Genomic DNA, 18,053 nt, shown 5'->3' with positions numbered 1-18,053 from the left:
TTACTTATCCTTACACAGCGGGAAACCAAGCGCTTCACGTTTGTCATAGTAACTTTGTGCACACGCTTTTGATAACGCACGAACGCGTAAAATATAACGCTGACGTTCGGTTACCGAAATTGCGTGGCGTGCGTCTAGTAAGTTAAATGCGTGCGATGCTTTCATTACTTGCTCGTATGCAGGTAGTGGTAAGTTAGCTTCAATTAACTTTTGGCTTTCTGCTTCACACTTATCAAACTGTGCAAATAAGTCTTCTACGTTTGCATGTTCAAAATTATAAGTAGATTGCTCTACTTCATTTTGATGGAACACGTCGCCGTATGTTACGCGCCCTAGTGGACCGTCTGCCCATACTAGGTCGTAAATGCTATCTACGCCTTGAATGTACATTGCTAAACGCTCTAGGCCGTAAGTAATTTCGCCTGTTACTGGTGAGCACTCTAAGCCACCCACTTGTTGAAAGTAGGTAAACTGCGTTACTTCCATGCCGTTTAACCAAATTTCCCATCCCAAGCCCCATGCGCCTAGCGTAGGTGATTCCCAGTTATCTTCTACAAAGCGAACTTCGTGAGTAAGGGTATCAATACCCATTGCCGCTAATGAGCCTAAGTAAAGCTCTTGGATGTTATCTGGCGATGGCTTTAAAACTACTTGGAATTGGTAGTAATGTTGTAGGCGATTTGGGTTTTCACCATAGCGGCCATCCGTAGGACGACGACACGGCTGAACGTACGCGCTCGACATTGGCTCTGGACCAATAGACTTTAAAAATGTTTGCGGGTGAAATGTCCCGGCGCCCACTTCCATATCAAGTGGTTGAATAATGACACAGCCTTGCTGCGCCCAATAATCCTGTAAAGCCAGGATCAAACCTTGGAAGGTTTTTACGTCATATTTTTGCATATTTGGCTTTTTACTATCTAAGAAGTAGCGTGAAAATTACCCTTAGTATACCGTGTGTACACTCAGGTTTTAAGCAGTTTGTGTAATTGAAAAAATAAAAAAGGAGCCATTAGGCTCCTTTTTCGGTGTAAGTAATATTTTTACACGTCTAGATTAACTACGCGTAGAGCGTTAGTTTCGATAAACTCTCTACGAGGCTCTACTTGATCACCCATTAAGGTGGCAAATAATTGATCCGCGCCAACAGCATCTTCAATCGTTACTTGTAACATACGACGGGCACTAGGATCCATTGTCGTTTCCCAAAGCTGGCTTGGGTTCATTTCACCCAGTCCTTTATAGCGTTGAATGTAGATCCCGCGCTTAGATTCTGTGATCAACCATTCCAAAGCATCCACAAAGTTATCAACAGGTTTTGTTTTCTCACCACGTTGAATATAAGCACCTTCTTTTAGGATGTTTGCAATGTTAGTACCAGTCACAGCAATGCGTTGGTAGTCACGTGATGCAATAAAGTCATAATGAAGTACATGTGCTTTATCAACACCGTGCTGACGAATATTCACAACCGGGTAATACATATTACGCTCAGCGTCAAACTCTGTGCCTGCATGGAAAATAGTTGCATCTTCATCACGTGCAATCAAGTCATCAACTAACTCTTTTGTCCAAGCAATTACTTTAGCTTCGTCAGAAAGGTCATCAGTTTTCAACTCTGTTTGGTAGATTAAGCGTTCCATTACCGTGTTAGGATATTTACGCTTTAAACGCTCAATAACTTTAACTGTATTTTGGTAATCGTGAACGACTTTCTCTAGCGCTTCACCTTCTAGCGCAGAAGCATCTGCACTTGGATATAAAGCAGCATTATTAAGTGCAAGCGACGTTAAGTACTCTACTAATGCTGGATCATCTTTAATATAACGCTCTTGCTTACCTTTTTTCACTTTATAAAGTGGTGGTTGAGCAATATAAATATAACCGCGTTCTACAATTTCAGGCATTTGACGATAGAAGAATGTTAGTAGTAACGTACGAATGTGAGAACCATCCACGTCCGCATCGGTCATGATGATGATACGGTGATAACGTAATTTCTCAGGGTTATATTCGTCACGACCAATACCACACCCTAATGCAGTAATTAGTGTTGCTACTTCTTGCGAAGATAACATTTTATCAAAACGTGCTTTTTCTACGTTTAATATTTTACCTTTAAGCGGAAGAATAGCTTGGTTTTTACGGTTACGTCCCTGCTTGGCTGATCCGCCAGCAGAGTCCCCTTCCACTATATATAGTTCAGATTGTGCTGGGTCTTTTTCTTGGCAATCAGCTAGCTTACCTGGTAAGCCTGCTAAGTCCATTGCACCTTTACGTCGTGTCATTTCACGGGCTTTACGCGCCGCTTCACGTGCACGTGAGGCATCAATAATCTTACCTACAACAATTTTGGCATCAGTTGGGTTTTCTAGTAAAAACTCAGTGAATTTTTCAGCCATTGCTTGTTCAACCGCAGATTTAACTTCACTTGATACTAGCTTGTCTTTAGTTTGTGATGAGAACTTAGGATCAGGAACTTTAACACTAACAACAGCCGTTAAGCCTTCACGGGCATCATCACCGGTAGCATTGCTGGTTGTTTTAGCTTTTTTGTTAAAGCCTTCTTTTTCCATGTAGTTATTAAGTGTACGTGTTAGCGCTGATCTAAAACCGGCTAAGTGAGTACCACCATCACGTTGTGGAATATTATTTGTGAAACAGTAAATGTTTTCTTGGTATGCATCATTCCACTGCATTGATACTTCAACACTAATACCATCTTCTTCACGTTCGTGAGTAAAATGGAACACACCTTTATGTATAGGTGTTTTATTACGGTTTAAGTATTCTACGAAAGCTTGAATACCGCCTTCATATTTAAAGTGGTCAGATTTATTTTCTTCACGCTCATCATTTAAGATGATGCTCACACCTGAGTTTAGGAATGAAAGCTCGCGTAAACGCTTAGCTAAAATGTCGTAATGAAAATCTAAATTTGTGAATGTTTCAGCGCTTGGCCAAAAACGTAATTCTGTACCAGTTGTTTCTGAGTCACCAATTACAGCTAAAGGTGCATCTGGAACACCCATAGTATAAAACTGCTCATGAAGCTTTCCTTCACGACGAACAGTCAGTTTTAGTTTTTCTGAAAGTGCATTTACAACAGAAACACCAACACCGTGTAAGCCACCTGATACTTTATAAGAGTTATCATCAAACTTACCACCGGCATGAAGTACCGTCATAATAACTTCGGCTGCAGATACGCCTTCTTCTTCATGGATAGAAGTTGGGATACCACGACCGTTATCTCGAACTGAGACAGAACCGTCTAAGTGAATCGTTACATAAATATCATCACAATGACCTGCTAAGGCTTCATCGATCGAGTTATCAACGACCTCAAACACCATGTGGTGTAAGCCTGTGCCATCATCGGTGTCCCCAATATACATTCCAGGACGCTTTCTTACTGCGTCTAATCCTTTAAGTACTTTAATACTCGACGAGTCATAATTCTCAGACATGGTTAATCCCACTTATCTTGTTATTAGGTTGCCATGTTTCACGTGGAACATTTGTAGTTCTCGTTGCATGGGTTCCACCACAGCAGAAATACTTTCAGATAAAATTGAAGAGATAAAAATTTGAGAACTGCAGTGAGCAAGTAATTGTCCCACTTTCTCTTTTGTATCTTCGCCTAATTCTGAAGGTAGATCATCTATTAGCAATATAGATTGCTTATCTGTCTCTGACTCAATTAAGCTATTTTGCGTAACTTTCAACGCATACAATAATAGCTTCAATTGACCGCGTGAGAATGTATTCTCCACACTGTTGCCAGCGACACTAAAACTAAAATCGGCCTTATGAGGGCCTTTACTTGTAAACCCTTGGCGAGCATCTCGCTCAAAGTTTTGCTCTAACGCATCTGCAAGAGATTCAGTCTCTTTCCAGCCTGCGCTAAAGGTCATTTCTAAATCACGTACAAGCGTCAATTCTGCACACATTTTATCAAAAAATTGCTGCTTAAACCTACTTATATACGCCAATCTTAATTTATTTATTTCTTCAGCCAGTCTAACAAATTCTTTGTCCCAAAACTTAATTTGGTCAAAATAATTCTTGGGCTTAGTTTTTAACAATGCATTACGTTGCTTAAGTACTTTATTAAATGATTGCCACAAAAAAAAGAACTCATGTTCCACGTGGAACAAACCTAAATCTAAAAACTTTCTGCGCTCTTTAGGTCCACCAAAAAACAAAGAATAACTCTCTGGTGTAATAATTTGTACAGGCATAAGTTGAGCGAGTTCTGATATCTTACGGCTCGCCTTACCTTGAATTTTTAAATTGGTCTCACCCGTTTGCGTTTTACTAATACCAATTGGAATTGATAAATCGTGTATTGTTTTACGCCCGTGAATTACAAATTGCTCTTGCTGGTGCGCAATAATACTTTTGTGTTTTGGAGTACGAAAAGATTTGCCATGAGAAAGGTAATATATAGCCTCTAAAAGGCTGGTTTTTCCGCTGCCATTTTCACCATAAATTATATTAACGCCGTTGACTGGTTCTAGCGTCAGCGCCTCAATATTACGAAAATATTTGAGGCTCAAATGACTTAAGCTCATTATGTATTTATAGTCTTATAAACGCATAGGCATAACAACGTACATTGCTTCTTCATCGCCTGCACCTTCAATTAATGCACTGCTGTTTGAGTCGGCTAATGTAAATAGTACGTCTTCTGTTTTTAATGTGTTTAGTACATCTAATACGTAAGACACGTTGAATCCTATTTCTAGGTCCGCGCCTTCGTAACTTACTTCAACAACTTCTTCAGCTTGTTCTTGCTCTGGGTTATTGGCAGTAATTTTTAATAAACCGTTTGATAGGTTCAAGCGTACACCACGAAATTTTTCATTCGATAAAATAGACACTCGTTGAAACGCATTTCGTAACCATTCTCGGTTAGCTGTAATTACTTTGTCACCACCACGTGGTAATACACGACGGTAATCAGGAAAGCGTCCATCAACTAGCTTACTTGTAAATGTAAACTCAATATCAATAATACGTATATGGTTAGCACCAAACTGAATTGTAACCAATTCGTCGTCAGCTACCATAAGGCGCATAATTTCTTGCACACCTTTGCGAGGTATAATTAATTGACGTTGAGTATTAAGCGATTGCGTTAATTGCTTTTGTGCAATAGCTAAACGGTGACCATCTGTTGCTACTGTTTTTATATCTGTATTATCTACTTCAAACGACATACCGTTTAAGTAATAACGTACGTCTTGATTTGCCATCGAAAAATGTGTGCTTTCGAGTAATTTACGAAGCTCTAAACGAGTTAGTTGAAATTCAACCTCACCATCCCACTGCTCTAAATTAGGAAAATCATCAGCAGATAAAGTCGTTAATGAAAAACGGCTTTTACCACTGGTTAAAAGTAATTGGTGCTCTTGCAAGCTTAAAGTAATGTCTGAACCATCAGGTAGACTTTTACAAATATCGAGTAACTTTTTAGCGGGTAACGTTAGTTTTGTATCGGCAATATCATCACCTACAAATACGCCAGAAACTAATTCAATTTCAAGGTCAGTACCCGTCATTGAAAGTTGTCCGTTTTCTACCACTAACAAAACGTTAGATAAGATTGGTAGCGTGTGTTTGCGCTCTATTGCACCCGACACTTGCACCAATGGCTTTAAAAATTGTTGTCTTGATATTGTTATTTGCATAATAAAGTCAGCCCTAAGATGACAATGTTCTTATTAAGTTTTGGTAATCTTCTTTAATTTCGTGGCTTTCGTCACGTAGTGATTTTATCTTACGACATGCGTGTAATACGGTCGTATGATCGCGTCCACCAAATGCGTCACCAATCTCAGGTAAGCTGTGATTAGTTAATTCTTTAGATAATGCCATGGCAACTTGGCGTGGCCTTGCTATAGAGCGGCTGCGGCGCTTAGACAATAGATCTGACACTCGAATTCGGTAGTACTCAGCAACGGTGCGCTGAATATTATCTATCGTAACCAGCTTATCTTGCAAGGCAAGTAAATCGCGTAGTGCTTCTTTTACAAAATCAATCGAAATTGGACGACCTGTAAAATTAGCATTAGCAATTACACGGTTAAGTGCGCCTTCTAGTTCACGTACATTTGAACGTAATTTTTTGGCGATAAAAAAGGCAACTTCATGTGGTAAGTTAATCTTACTTTGCTGTGCTTTCTTCATCAAAATAGCAACGCGAGTTTCAAGCTCTGGTGGCTCAATCGCGATTGTTAATCCCCAACCAAAACGTGATTTAAGACGGTCTTCGACCCCTTCAATCTCTTTTGGATAACGGTCAGAGGTTAAAATAATTTGTTGGTTGCCTTCAAGCAATGCATTAAAGGTATGAAAAAACTCTTCTTGTGAACGCTCTTTATTAGCAAAAAATTGAATATCATCAATCATTAATGCGTCAACACTGCGGTAATAACGCTTAAATTCTTCTATCGCATTATTTTGTAGTGCCTTTACCATGTCTTGAACAAAGCGTTCTGAATGCATGTAAACAATTTTAGCATCTGGCTTGTTTGCCATAATGCCGTTACCTACAGCATGTAATAAGTGAGTTTTACCTAAACCAGTACCACCATAAATAAATACAGGGTTAAAAGCAGAGCCAGGATTATCGGCAACTTGAGTGGCCGCTGCTTTTGCTAATTGGTTTGACTTACCCTCAACAAAACTGTCAAAGGTATAGTTTTCTTTAATGTTAGATTTGTAACCTGACTTAGGTGCAGGTTCAACAACAGGCTTTTGCTCACGAGGCTGTTGTTTTGTAGAAGCTTGTGGTGCTGATTGCGTTTCTATAACCGGTGCAGCTTGTGCATTTAATAAAGGCTTACTACCTACATCAAAACGTAGCTTTGGTGCTTCAACACCACAAATTTCTACTAATAATTCGTTAATTCTATTTAGGTACTTTTCTCTTACCCAATCAAGCACAAAGCGATTAGGTGCATAAATCGTCAAGGTATCTTCGGTACTTTCTGCTTGTAGTGGTCTTACCCACATACTGAATTGCTGCGAAGGCAGCTCATCTTGCAATACATATAAACAACTTTGCCAAACCGACAGATACACAGTTAAACTCCCAGAGATATAATTTTTATTCCCGCACATCATTAATGATTATAAATCATACATTTATTGCGTTCAAATGGTCCAATAAGCGACCCAAGACCGCGTATTATGAAGGCACTTTATCCACAAGTAAAAGATTGATTTTTATAAAATTGTTGATATCGATGTATAAAACCATTAACAACCTGATTTAAAACAGTTTTTATTTTAGATCCGAAGAGGAGATCATAACAAAATAACACCAAGATCGCGAACCAAATTTACGATCCAATTTTCTTTTCCCCCGCTTTTATTCACTTTTTATACAGGGGCTGTGGAAAACTTCTTATTTATGATGATCCTATCAGATCGCTCTACATGATCTCTTTATGAACCATAAGTAGGCTCTATACTGCGAACGTAATTATGATTGACTTTACGTTACTTACTCTATAATATCTCGCGCTCGCAATGGCACCTATGCCAGGATCGCGACCTGTATAGGATGTTTTAACTTTAACCGATCGGATGAGATTGTTATGAAAAGAACTTTTCAACCTAGCGTTTTAAAACGCAAACGTGCACACGGCTTCCGTGCTCGCATGGCAACTGTAAATGGCCGTAAAGTATTAGCACGTCGCCGCGCTAAAGGCCGCAAAGTTCTTTCTGCTTAATTTATAAGTGGAAGACTTTAGCTTTGGCAGGGAGTTACGTCTGTTAACTCCCTCGCATTACTCTCGCATATTTAATGAACCCGCTCGGGCTGCAACTCCTTTCTTTACTCTATTAGCTAAACCAAATGACCAAGAAAAACCTCGGTTAGGTCTTACTGTTGCTAAAAAACGCGTAAAAAAGGCATGCCAACGAAACCGTATTAAACGTCTCGCTCGCGAAAGTTTTCGTTTAAATCAACACAGCATCGATAATATTGATATTGTGCTTATGGTGAAAAGTGGTATTGATGAACAGTCTAATGAAGAATTAACCAAACAACTTACTAAATTATGGCGAAAAATTAACGAACGCTGTAAACCAGGTGCACCTAAACCGCCACCTTTTAAGAAACGCCCAAACAAATCAGCTAAATCTAATAAACAAACCTAATTGCAATAGAATTGCAGGGTTAATTAATGTATCTTTAGCTCACCTTTTAATCATGCATTTAAAATTTCTAATTGAGTCTTTAAATACATGATATCTATCTCACTAAACTTAAGTAGGGGCATAAACATCATGAGGTTAATTAAACCACTTGTTGCTTTTCCTAAGATTTGTTTAGTGTTATTTATCCGCGGTTATCAAAAGTGGATTAGCCCGCTGTTAGGTCCGCATTGTCGTTTTAATCCAAGCTGCTCACATTATGCAATTCAAGCAATTAATTTGCATGGATTTATAAAAGGTAGTTGGTTAGCTTTAAAACGCATATTAAAATGCCATCCTTTACATTCAGGTGGAGACGATCCCGTACCTGAAAAATTAACCCATATTAACCACCAACACGAGAAATAAGAGCTGTTATGGAATCGCAACGCACGTTTTTATTAATTGGCCTAATGCTAGTGTCGTTTTTATTGTTCCAAGAATGGGATAATGATTACAACAAGCCTAAAGCCGATCCAAGTGCCACAACACAAACACTACAAGCAAATTCACCAGAGTCGGATGATTATATTCCTTCATCGTCAGATTCAGGTTTACCCGCTTCAGCAACTTTAGCTAAACGTTCAGTTATTGAAATCACAACTGACGTTTTTAAAGTTAAAATTGACACCAAAGGCGGTGACATTGTTGAAACAGACCTTCTTCAATACGAAGAAACTAAAGGAAGTGAAACACCTTATATGCTTCTTGGTCAGCTTGATAGTGGCAAACAATACTTTTCACAAAGTGGCTTAATTGGCTTAAATGGCCCTGACGCATCAGCTAACGGTCGCCCTACTTATAGTACCGAACAAAAATCATATACCTTAACGGGTGATGAGCTTCGCGTTCCACTTCAGTTTACTGATAGTAATGGTGTTAGTTTTACTAAAACATATGTATTTAAAAAAGGTCAGTATGACGTAGGCTTAGAATACAAAATCAACAACACTACCAGCGCACCTCTTCAAGTACAGCTATACACGCAAATTAAGCGTACCGTACAAGAAAAAGGTAGCATGGTTGATCAAAACTATTTAGGTGCTGCATACGGTACTGACGAAGAACCATACGAAAAGTATAGTTTTTCAGATATGGCTGATAAAAACCTAAACAAAAACACGCAAGGTGGTTATGTTGCATTTATACAACATTACTTTGTAAGTGCTTGGGTTCCAATGCAGGATCAAACAAATACAATTTATAGTTTAATTACAAAAAGTAATGCCGCTATTATTGGTGCTAAAGATCCCGCTGTAAATATTCAAGCTGGTAGTGAGCAAACACTAACTGCTACTTATTATATGGGTCCGAAAGAGTCAGATATTCTTGAAGCAATTCACCCAGACTTAGACTTAACTGTAGATTACGGTTGGTTATGGTTTATTTCGCAACCTTTATTTGTATTGCTAAAATGGCTACATAGCATTTTAGGTAACTGGGGTGTAGCAATTATTGCCATCACTATTATCGTTAAATCGTTAATGTACCCACTTACTAAAGCGCAATACACTTCAATGGCAAAAATGCGTGCCCTACAGCCTAAAATGGCAGCTCTTAAAGAAAAGTTTGGTGACGACCGTCAAAAGTTCGGCCAAGCAACTATGGAAATGTACAAAAAAGAAAAAGTTAACCCAATGGGTGGCTGTTTCCCTATTTTGCTACAAATGCCAATTTTCTTAGCCTTGTTCTACGTATTCTTAGAGTCAACTGAACTTCGCCATGCTGAATTTATTTTTTGGTTAACAGACCTTTCTGCACAAGACCCGTACTACGTATTACCAATCTTATTTGGTGCGAGTATGTTTGTGACGCAAAAACTTCAGCCTATGACGGTAACTGATCCAATGCAGCAAAAAATGATGACCTTTATGCCGGTTATCTTCTCTGTATTCTTCTTATGGTTCCCATCGGGTTTAGTTCTTTACTGGTTAGTGTCTAACCTTATTTCTATTGTCCAGATGTTAATCATCTACCGTGGCATGGAAAAGAAAGGAATTAAAGTAAGAGGCTAACTAAGCTCCTACTTATATAAAGGCGACTTCGGTCGCCTTTTTTATTGCCTGTTTTTCACCAGAGTATTCGCGAGTGTTTATTTCATAGGTTACAATACCGCCATAAAGTTACTCATCGTTGGCAAATTAATAGCATGATCAATCAAGATACAATTGCAGCACAAGCAACTGCCCCCGGACGTGGTGGTGTTGGTATTATTCGCGTTTCAGGTAGCCTTGCTAAAAGTGTCGCCGAAAAAGTAGTAGGTAAAATTCCTAAAGTTCGCTACGCCGATTACGTGCCATTTAAAAGCCTAGCTGGCGAGCAACTTGACCAAGGTATTGCGATTTACTTTGCAGGTCCTAACTCATTTACTGGTGAAGACGTACTTGAATTACAAGGCCACGGCGGTCCTGTAGTACTTGATATGCTACTTAAAGAAATTAGTAAAATAGAGGGCGTTCGTTTAGCAAAGCCTGGTGAGTTTTCTGAACGCGCATTTATGAATGACAAGCTTGATTTAACACAAGCAGAGGCCATCGCCGACTTAATTAATGCTACAAGCGAACAAGCTGCCAAAAGCGCCCTACAGTCTCTCCAAGGTGAATTTTCTAAACACATAGAAACGCTTGTAGAAAAAGTAATTCACTTACGTATGTATGTAGAAGCGGCAATAGATTTTCCTGATGAAGAAATTGATTTTTTATCAGACGGTAAGGTATCAGGCGACTTAGACGCCATCATTACCCAGCTTAATACCGTAACCAACCAAGCCAAGCAAGGCAGCATCATGCGCGAAGGTATGCGTGTTGTTATTGCTGGTCGCCCAAATGCCGGTAAATCAAGCCTATTAAATGCCCTAGCCGGTCGTGAAGCTGCAATCGTAACAGAAATAGCCGGTACCACTCGCGACGTACTACGAGAGCATATACATATAGATGGTATGCCACTGCATATTATAGATACAGCAGGCCTACGAGAGAGCCCTGACCGCGTAGAACAAATAGGTATTGAGCGGGCGTGGGATGAAATAAACCAAGCCGATCGCGTTTTATTTATGCTTGATGGCACTGACACTATAGATACTGACCCGCATAAAATTTGGCCTGAATTTATGGCCAAATTACCAGAAGGTATGGGGGTTACGGTCATCAGAAATAAAGCTGATTTATCGGGTGATATAGTAGGAATGGAGCAAGAGCAACAATACCCGGTCATCAGCTTAAGTGCTAAAAATGCTGACGGTATTGAACTTGTTCGCGAGCATTTAAAAGCCTGTATAGGCTTTCAAGGCGCAACAGAGGGTGGCTTTATGGCGCGCCGTCGTCATTTGGATGCGCTAGAGAGTGCTGCGTATCATTTAGAAACAGGTAAAACACAATTAGAAATGCACATTGCTGGTGAAATATTGGCTGAAGAACTGCGTTTAACACAGCAGTATTTAAACGAAATAACCGGTGAATTTACCTCAGACGACTTACTTGGCAAAATATTTAGCTCATTTTGTATTGGTAAATAAGCACCTTATTACAGATATATTTTTATTATAAGAGTACTTCGGTGCTCTTTTTTTATGTAAAATATTCACTATAAAATATGTATTTGTACCGTCAATCCCAGCCAGTTCTGCCAATAAAATCATACCCAAAGCGATAATTATTACCAGCCAGATCATGTAGATTAGACAGTGAAAAGAGCCTTTAAGTAAGGTATTAATAGCGCAAGTAACACCCATTTTAAGGTCAAAACCTCAAAACCGATACATATTTCAAACAAAAATACGTTTTAAAATCGTTATCCTCCACACAAAAGTTAGTTATAAATAGCTTTTTTATAATTACCTAGCTCATAAAAACTAATATTATTTGCTCAATTTAAGAGCTAAAACGTGACGATAAGCACTCTAAATAATCAACTTTATACAACATATGGACAGACGATCACTGCGGCTTTTTAATAAAAATGACTCGAGATTTGAGTGCATCAAACTTTTGATCTACTAATCCACCAGCAAAATACATAAAAAAAGCAGCTATAAATACGCATTAAATTAAATATATTGAGATCACTTATCCACAAAACCTAATTTTTAGCTCAAATAAATAGTAAATTGAGCCACCTCGCAGATAAAAACCTAATGTTCTATTAAAAATTATCTGTTTATAAGCTTATTTTTAATTAATTTCGTTAGATCAGCTCAATTAGATCATTTAATAAAATTATTTTCGATCTAAATTTAAGGTTATCAACAACCTTTATATCCACATTATGATCACCTTGTGCTTTTTATGCCTAGATTTATAATTAAATCTTTCACTAAATAGTAATATCAATAACTTAGCGATTATTAAACAACCTAAAAGGTGTGTTTAAACAGAGCTTCCCCCACTGTTATCAACAACTTGATCAGAAGATTACATTTAAAGATATTTTGTTAATTCCTATAATATCAACAGCTTAAGGAGGCGCTTTCAAATAAGAGTAAAATTAGCACAAAAATAGTTATACAAAAAAGCACTCTTAACTTTACTGTTACTCACACTCAGTTATCATAGGCAGCAATTAAAACCAATGTGATCACTAATATTCATGAGTTCAGTAAATCTTATTGTTGGCAGCCAAATGGGATCAGCCGAGTATGTTGCAGAGCAACTAAGCGACGCGCTTAATAACCTTGGTATTACTACACAACTACATGATCAACCTGAATTTAGCGATATAGATCAGCAAAATACTATTTGGTTAATTTGCACATCTACTTATGGTGCAGGTGATTATCCTGAAAACTTTATTAGCTTTGTTGAAGATGTGACTCAAGCTAATGATTTATCAGAATTAAAATACTCAGTAATCGCTTTAGGTGATACCAGTTATGACACTTACAACCAAGCTGGACGTAATATAGATGCCTTATTATCTCAAAAAGGCGCTATAAAAGTAGCAGAACGCTTAGAGCTTAATATTCTCGATGAAGCACTACCAGAAGACACAGCATTAGCATGGTTAGACTCTTGGATAACCAAAACAGGCTTAAAATAGATAGATCAAGTAAAAAGTTATATATAAAGTTACCCACAATTTACTAATAATTTAATAGATTTTGTGGATAAAGATTGAATAAACTGCTTTTTAAAGCATGCTTATCCATGGGATAAGATCCAACTGATTCAGCCCTGTGCATAAGGAGCCTTTTTGATCAGAGCTTATCTGCTGGATGATCCGATCATATTAACACCTTTAAATCTGATCTAATTTCATGTTTTAAATGAAGATCTAAACCTTATCAACAGAAAAGCTGATCAGTAGTAGTTATAGTAATAAAAGATCTCTTTAAAAGATCCTTTATATTATTAGAGATCACATACTTAGATCTTGCTCTTTGTTTAATCATTTATCTTCTGCCAATTTCTAGGTAGAATACGCTCCCTTTTGAAGTTTACCGGTTTGATTTAAGTAGGATCCCATTAATGATTTTTCACGAAAATTTTGACGTTATCGTAGTAGGTGGTGGACATGCTGGCACTGAAGCCGCATTAGCAGCTGCCCGTATGGGGATGAATACCCTGCTACTGACTCACAATATGGATACCCTTGGTCAAATGTCTTGTAACCCAGCGATTGGTGGGATTGGCAAAGGTCATTTGGTAAAAGAAATTGATGCGCTTGGCGGTGCAATGGCACAGGCCATTGACAAAGGCGGGATCCAATTTCGCACACTAAACTCTTCAAAAGGACCTGCTGTTCGTGCAACTCGAGCACAAGCAGATCGCGCTTTGTACAAAGCAGCTATTCAAACAACATTACAAAATCAAGATAACCTTAAGATTTTTCAACAATCATGTGATGATCTTATTGTTGAAAACGATCGTGTTACTGGCGTAGTAACTCAAATGGGTTTACGTTTTAGTGCTCCAAGTGTTGTTTTAACCGTGGGTACTTTTTTAGGTGGCCAAATACACATTGGTTTAGAAAATTACAAAGGCGGTCGTGCTGGTGATCCACCATCAATTGCATTGGCTGAACGTTTACGCGAACACCCTTTTAGAGTGGATCGTTTAAAAACAGGTACTCCGCCACGTATTGATGCACGTACTGTTGATTTTACAAAAATGGAAGCACAGCCTGGTGATATGCCAACACCTGTATTTTCATTTATGGGTAAACAATCAGATCACCCACAACAAATACCGTGTTACATCACTTACACCAACGAAAAAACACATGATGTTATTCGTAAAAACCTACATCGCTCACCTATGTACTCAGGTGTTATTGAAGGTATTGGTCCACGCTACTGCCCATCAATTGAAGATAAAATTGTACGTTTTGCGGATAAAGATAAGCACCAAATATTTGTTGAACCTGAAGGCTTAACATCATACGAATTATATCCAAATGGTATTTCTACTAGTTTACCGTTTGATGTACAACTTGAGATTGTACAATCTATTTCTGGTTTTGAAAATGCACATATTTGTCGACCAGGCTATGCAATAGAATATGACTACTTTGATCCACGCGACTTAAAACAGTCTTTAGAAACAAAATTTATCGAAGGCTTATTTTTCGCGGGTCAAATTAACGGCACTACCGGTTATGAAGAAGCGGGTGCACAAGGCTTAATCGCAGGTATGAATGCTGCGTTAAAAGTGCAAGGTAAAGATTCTTGGACGCCACGTCGCGATGAAGCTTACGTGGGTGTATTAATCGACGACTTAGCAACACTGGGTACGAAAGAACCGTACCGCATGTTTACTAGCCGTGCCGAATACCGTTTACTACTTCGTGAAGATAATGCAGATATTCGCTTAACTGAAAAAGGCCGTGAGCTGGGTTTAGTTAATGACGAACGTTGGCAGGCATTTAACGAAAAAATGGAAGTAATCGAAAAAGAGAAGCAACGCATTAAAGATACGTGGATTCATAAAGATCACGTTGTTGTTGATCAAGTAAATGCATTACTAAAAACACCATTAACTCGTGAAGCAAGTTTAGAAGAATTACTTCGTCGTCCAGAGATTCGTTATAACGATCTTATGGCTATTGACGGTTTAGGATCTGAATTTACAAACGTAGCAGCACTTGAACAAGTTGAGATCCATACTAAGTACGCAGGCTATATTGCGCGTCAACAAGATGAGATCAATAAGCAGCTTCGTCATGAGCAAACAATTTTACCAAAAGAGTTTGATTACAAAACTGTATCAGGTTTATCAAATGAGGTTGTTGCTAAGCTTATTGAGTCACGTCCAGACACTATTGGCCAAGCATCGCGTATTTCTGGTATCACCCCAGCGGCGATTTCGCTATTATTAGTGTATCTGAAGAAGCAAGGCTTATTACGCAAATCTGCGTAACGATAAGGGTACATAGTGTTACAGCAACAATTAACTACATTGTTAGCGCAAACTGATATTGCGCTAACGGAAAAACAACAGCAACAGCTAGTTCGTTACGTCGAGTTATTAGATAAGTGGAATAAAGCTTATAATTTAACTTCGGTACGCTTACCTGAAGAAATGATGATTAAGCATATTATGGATAGTTTAGTTGTTGCACCTCACTTACCCGGTCATCATTATATTGATGTTGGCACAGGGCCTGGCCTTCCAGGCATTGTATTAGCGATTGCATTACCTAACACACAATTTGTGTTACTAGATAGTCTAGGTAAACGCGTTCGCTTTTTAATGCATGTTAAACATGAGCTTGGCCTTGATAACGTAACACCTGTTCAGTCAAGAGTTGAAGAATATCAGCCAAGTGTTAAATTAGATGGCGTACTCAGTCGTGCATTTGCTTCATTACAAGATATGGTTGACTGGTGTTCGCACTTAATTGATCATTCGGGTAAATTTATAGCGCTTAAAGGTGTGTTCCCTAGTGAAGAGCTAGAGTCATTACCTACTGGCGTTAAGTTTGAGCAAAAAATTGCATTAGAAGTACCTAAGTTAGATGCACAACGACATTTAATTATTCTTTCTAAAGACTAGGGATCAGAGACACCGTGGCAAAAGTCATCGCATTAGCAAATCAAAAAGGTGGAGTGGGTAAAACTACAACCGCTGTAAACCTCGCTGCGTCTATGGCTGCAACGAAACGTAAAGTGCTGTTAATTGATCTCGATCCGCAAGGCAATGCGACTATGGGAAGTGGCGTAGATAAGTACGGCGACGTACCAACTATTTACGACTTACTCATTGAAGATAAACCTATAGAAGACGTTATTATCAAAGAAACGTCTGGCGAGTACCATATGATTGCTGCAAATGGTGATGTAACCGCTGCAGAAGTTAAACTTATGGAATTATTTGCCCGTGAAGTGCGCTTACGTAACGCACTTGAAAAAATTCAGGATCAGTACGAATTTATTTTTATCGACTGTCCACCCTCTTTAAATATGTTAACTGTTAACGCAATGGCCGCAGCTGATTCTATTTTAGTGCCAATGCAGTGTGAGTATTATGCACTTGAAGGGTTAACCGCATTAATGGATACGATTACGCAGCTTGCTAAGTTAGTAAACCCTAGCTTACAAATTGAAGGCATACTTCGTACTATGTACGATCCGCGTAACCGTTTAGCGAATGACGTATCAGAACAATTAAAACAACATTTTGGCGACAAAGTATACCGTACGGTGATCCCGCGTAATGTTCGTTTAGCAGAGGCACCTAGTTTTGGTACACCTGCTATGTATTATGACCGGGCATCAAGTGGCGCTAAAGCATATTTAGCACTCGCTGGTGAAATGTTACGTAGAAAAGAAAAAACAGCGTCCGTTGTCGCCTAACTTTGAGGTAAAAAAATAACATGTCTGCTAAAAAACGAGGTTTAGGCCGAGGACTCGATGCACTTTTAAGTTCGTCAAAGCCTACACCGAGCGCAAGCAAGGAACAAGACACATCAAACGTGACTGAAGCTGTAAAAAATGCGGCTGGGCCAAATAACAGTGAATTACAAAAACTCCCAATCGAGTTTTTACACTCTGGTAAATATCAACCTCGTAAAGACATGTCCGAAGAGGCACTAGAAGAGCTTGCTAGTTCTATTCGCTCACAAGGTATTATTCAACCTATAGTCGTGCGCCCTATTGCACAAAATAGTTTTGAAATTATCGCCGGTGAGCGTCGTTGGCGTGCAGCGCAAATAGCTAAGCTTGAAACAGTACCTTGTATTATTAAAGACGTACCAGATGAAGCTGCAGTAGCTATTGCGCTAATAGAAAATATTCAACGTGAAGACTTAAATGCCATGGAAGAAGCGGTTGCGTTAAATCGCTTACTCAATGAGTTTGAACTAACACATCAACAAGTTGCTGATGCGGTTGGCAAATCACGCACTACAGTAACTAACTTACTTCGTTTAAATAATTTAAACAGTGATGTAAAAATTCTGTTAGAACATGGCGACATTGAAATGGGGCACGCTCGTTGTTTATTAGCCCTTGAGGGAGAAGCACAATCAGATGCTGCTCGTTTAGCTGTTGCTAAAGCACTAACCGTTCGTGAAACCGAGAAGTTAGTTCGTTCAATTTTAGAACCCGTGCCAGCTAAAGAAATAGCTGAAAAAGATCCAGATGTTAAACAGTTAGAGCAACAACTCGCTGAAAACCTAGGTGCCAAAGTAGAAATAAATTACAACAAAAAAGGCAAAGGTAAGCTTGTTATTTCTTATACTAATTTGGACGAACTTGACGGCATTTTAAATCGCATTAATCAAGACAATACCCACCATTAGTTTTCTACATGTCTAAAAAGGGACATTTGTAGCTATTTCGTGTTACAAAGCGTCTACTCAAGTTGCAAAACTGGCAGGATTAAGTATAATTTCGCCAGTTTTCACAC

At 38.7% G+C, this 18,053-nt stretch carries 15 protein-coding genes; 10 read left to right on the top strand and 5 right to left on the bottom strand.

The window, feature by feature from the left end; translation table 11 throughout:
• The 5 genes from glyQ to dnaA form a co-directional block, all read right to left on the bottom strand.
• Complete coding sequence (gene glyQ, locus H5161_RS17270) at positions 1-903, bottom strand: glycine--tRNA ligase subunit alpha (protein WP_004335201.1); 903 nt, start codon at positions 901-903, stop codon at positions 1-3.
• Positions 904-1,043: 140 nt separating this feature from the next.
• Complete coding sequence (gyrB, locus tag H5161_RS17265) at positions 1,044-3,470, bottom strand: DNA topoisomerase (ATP-hydrolyzing) subunit B (protein ID WP_024597183.1); 2,427 nt, start codon at positions 3,468-3,470, stop codon at positions 1,044-1,046.
• Positions 3,471-3,482: 12 nt separating this feature from the next.
• Complete coding sequence (gene recF, locus H5161_RS17260) at positions 3,483-4,577, bottom strand: DNA replication/repair protein RecF (protein ID WP_024597182.1); 1,095 nt, start codon at positions 4,575-4,577, stop codon at positions 3,483-3,485.
• 15 nt (positions 4,578-4,592) lie between these two features.
• Entirely contained in the window at positions 4,593-5,696 is a 1,104-nt protein-coding gene (dnaN, locus tag H5161_RS17255; RefSeq protein WP_004335206.1) for a DNA polymerase III subunit beta, read from the bottom strand.
• 13 nt (positions 5,697-5,709) lie between these two features.
• Positions 5,710-7,092 carry a chromosomal replication initiator protein DnaA gene (gene dnaA, locus H5161_RS17250; RefSeq protein ID WP_004335207.1) on the bottom strand — a complete coding sequence of 461 codons (1,383 nt, stop codon included), beginning with the start codon at positions 7,090-7,092 and terminating at the stop codon, positions 5,710-5,712.
• Between the two features lie 518 nt (positions 7,093-7,610).
• On the opposite strand from dnaA, the gene rpmH reads away from it, so the two are divergent.
• The 10 genes from rpmH (at position 7,611) to H5161_RS17200 (ending at position 17,946) form a co-directional block, all read left to right on the top strand.
• On the top strand, positions 7,611-7,745 hold the full coding sequence (rpmH, locus tag H5161_RS17245; RefSeq protein WP_004335215.1) for a 50S ribosomal protein L34: 135 nt from the start codon (positions 7,611-7,613) through the stop codon (positions 7,743-7,745).
• Positions 7,746-7,752: 7 nt separating this feature from the next.
• Positions 7,753-8,175, top strand: a complete 423-nt coding sequence (gene rnpA, locus H5161_RS17240; protein WP_004335217.1) for a ribonuclease P protein component — start codon at positions 7,753-7,755, stop codon at positions 8,173-8,175.
• A 129-nt stretch (positions 8,176-8,304) separates the two neighbouring features.
• Positions 8,305-8,580 (top strand): membrane protein insertion efficiency factor YidD, encoded by a 276-nt coding sequence (gene yidD / locus H5161_RS17235; RefSeq protein WP_004335219.1) that lies wholly within the window; start codon positions 8,305-8,307, stop codon positions 8,578-8,580.
• An 8-nt stretch (positions 8,581-8,588) separates the two neighbouring features.
• On the top strand, positions 8,589-10,226 hold the full coding sequence (yidC, locus tag H5161_RS17230; RefSeq protein WP_024597181.1) for a membrane protein insertase YidC: 1,638 nt from the start codon (positions 8,589-8,591) through the stop codon (positions 10,224-10,226).
• 134 nt (positions 10,227-10,360) lie between these two features.
• Complete coding sequence (gene mnmE / locus H5161_RS17225) at positions 10,361-11,725, top strand: tRNA uridine-5-carboxymethylaminomethyl(34) synthesis GTPase MnmE (RefSeq protein WP_007584209.1); 1,365 nt, start codon at positions 10,361-10,363, stop codon at positions 11,723-11,725.
• Between the two features lie 1,070 nt (positions 11,726-12,795).
• Positions 12,796-13,245, top strand: coding sequence for an FMN-binding protein MioC (mioC, locus tag H5161_RS17220; protein WP_024604761.1), 450 nt, complete (start codon positions 12,796-12,798; stop codon positions 13,243-13,245).
• Positions 13,246-13,673: 428 nt separating this feature from the next.
• The gene (gene mnmG / locus H5161_RS17215) at positions 13,674-15,563 is read left to right on the top strand and encodes a tRNA uridine-5-carboxymethylaminomethyl(34) synthesis enzyme MnmG (protein ID WP_004335230.1); all 1,890 of its coding nucleotides are present in this window, start codon (positions 13,674-13,676) and stop codon (positions 15,561-15,563) included.
• Between the two features lie 15 nt (positions 15,564-15,578).
• Positions 15,579-16,199 (top strand): 16S rRNA (guanine(527)-N(7))-methyltransferase RsmG, encoded by a 621-nt coding sequence (gene rsmG, locus H5161_RS17210; protein WP_004335232.1) that lies wholly within the window; start codon positions 15,579-15,581, stop codon positions 16,197-16,199.
• Positions 16,200-16,213: 14 nt separating this feature from the next.
• Positions 16,214-16,999: a ParA family protein gene (locus H5161_RS17205; RefSeq protein WP_004335235.1), complete on the top strand. Its 786-nt coding sequence runs from the start codon at positions 16,214-16,216 to the stop codon at positions 16,997-16,999.
• A gap of 20 nt (positions 17,000-17,019) precedes the next feature.
• A complete protein-coding gene (locus tag H5161_RS17200) occupies positions 17,020-17,946 on the top strand; it encodes a ParB/RepB/Spo0J family partition protein (protein WP_039488567.1) in 927 nt (308 codons plus the stop codon).
• The last annotated feature ends 107 nt before the right edge of the window (positions 17,947-18,053 follow it).

Source organism: Pseudoalteromonas sp. SG43-5, from assembly GCF_014164345.1.
GTDB classification, from domain to species: Bacteria; Pseudomonadota; Gammaproteobacteria; order Enterobacterales; family Alteromonadaceae; genus Pseudoalteromonas; species Pseudoalteromonas distincta.
The sequence above is the reverse complement of the archived record's forward strand: the minus strand, read 5'-3'. Positions and strand labels throughout refer to the sequence as shown.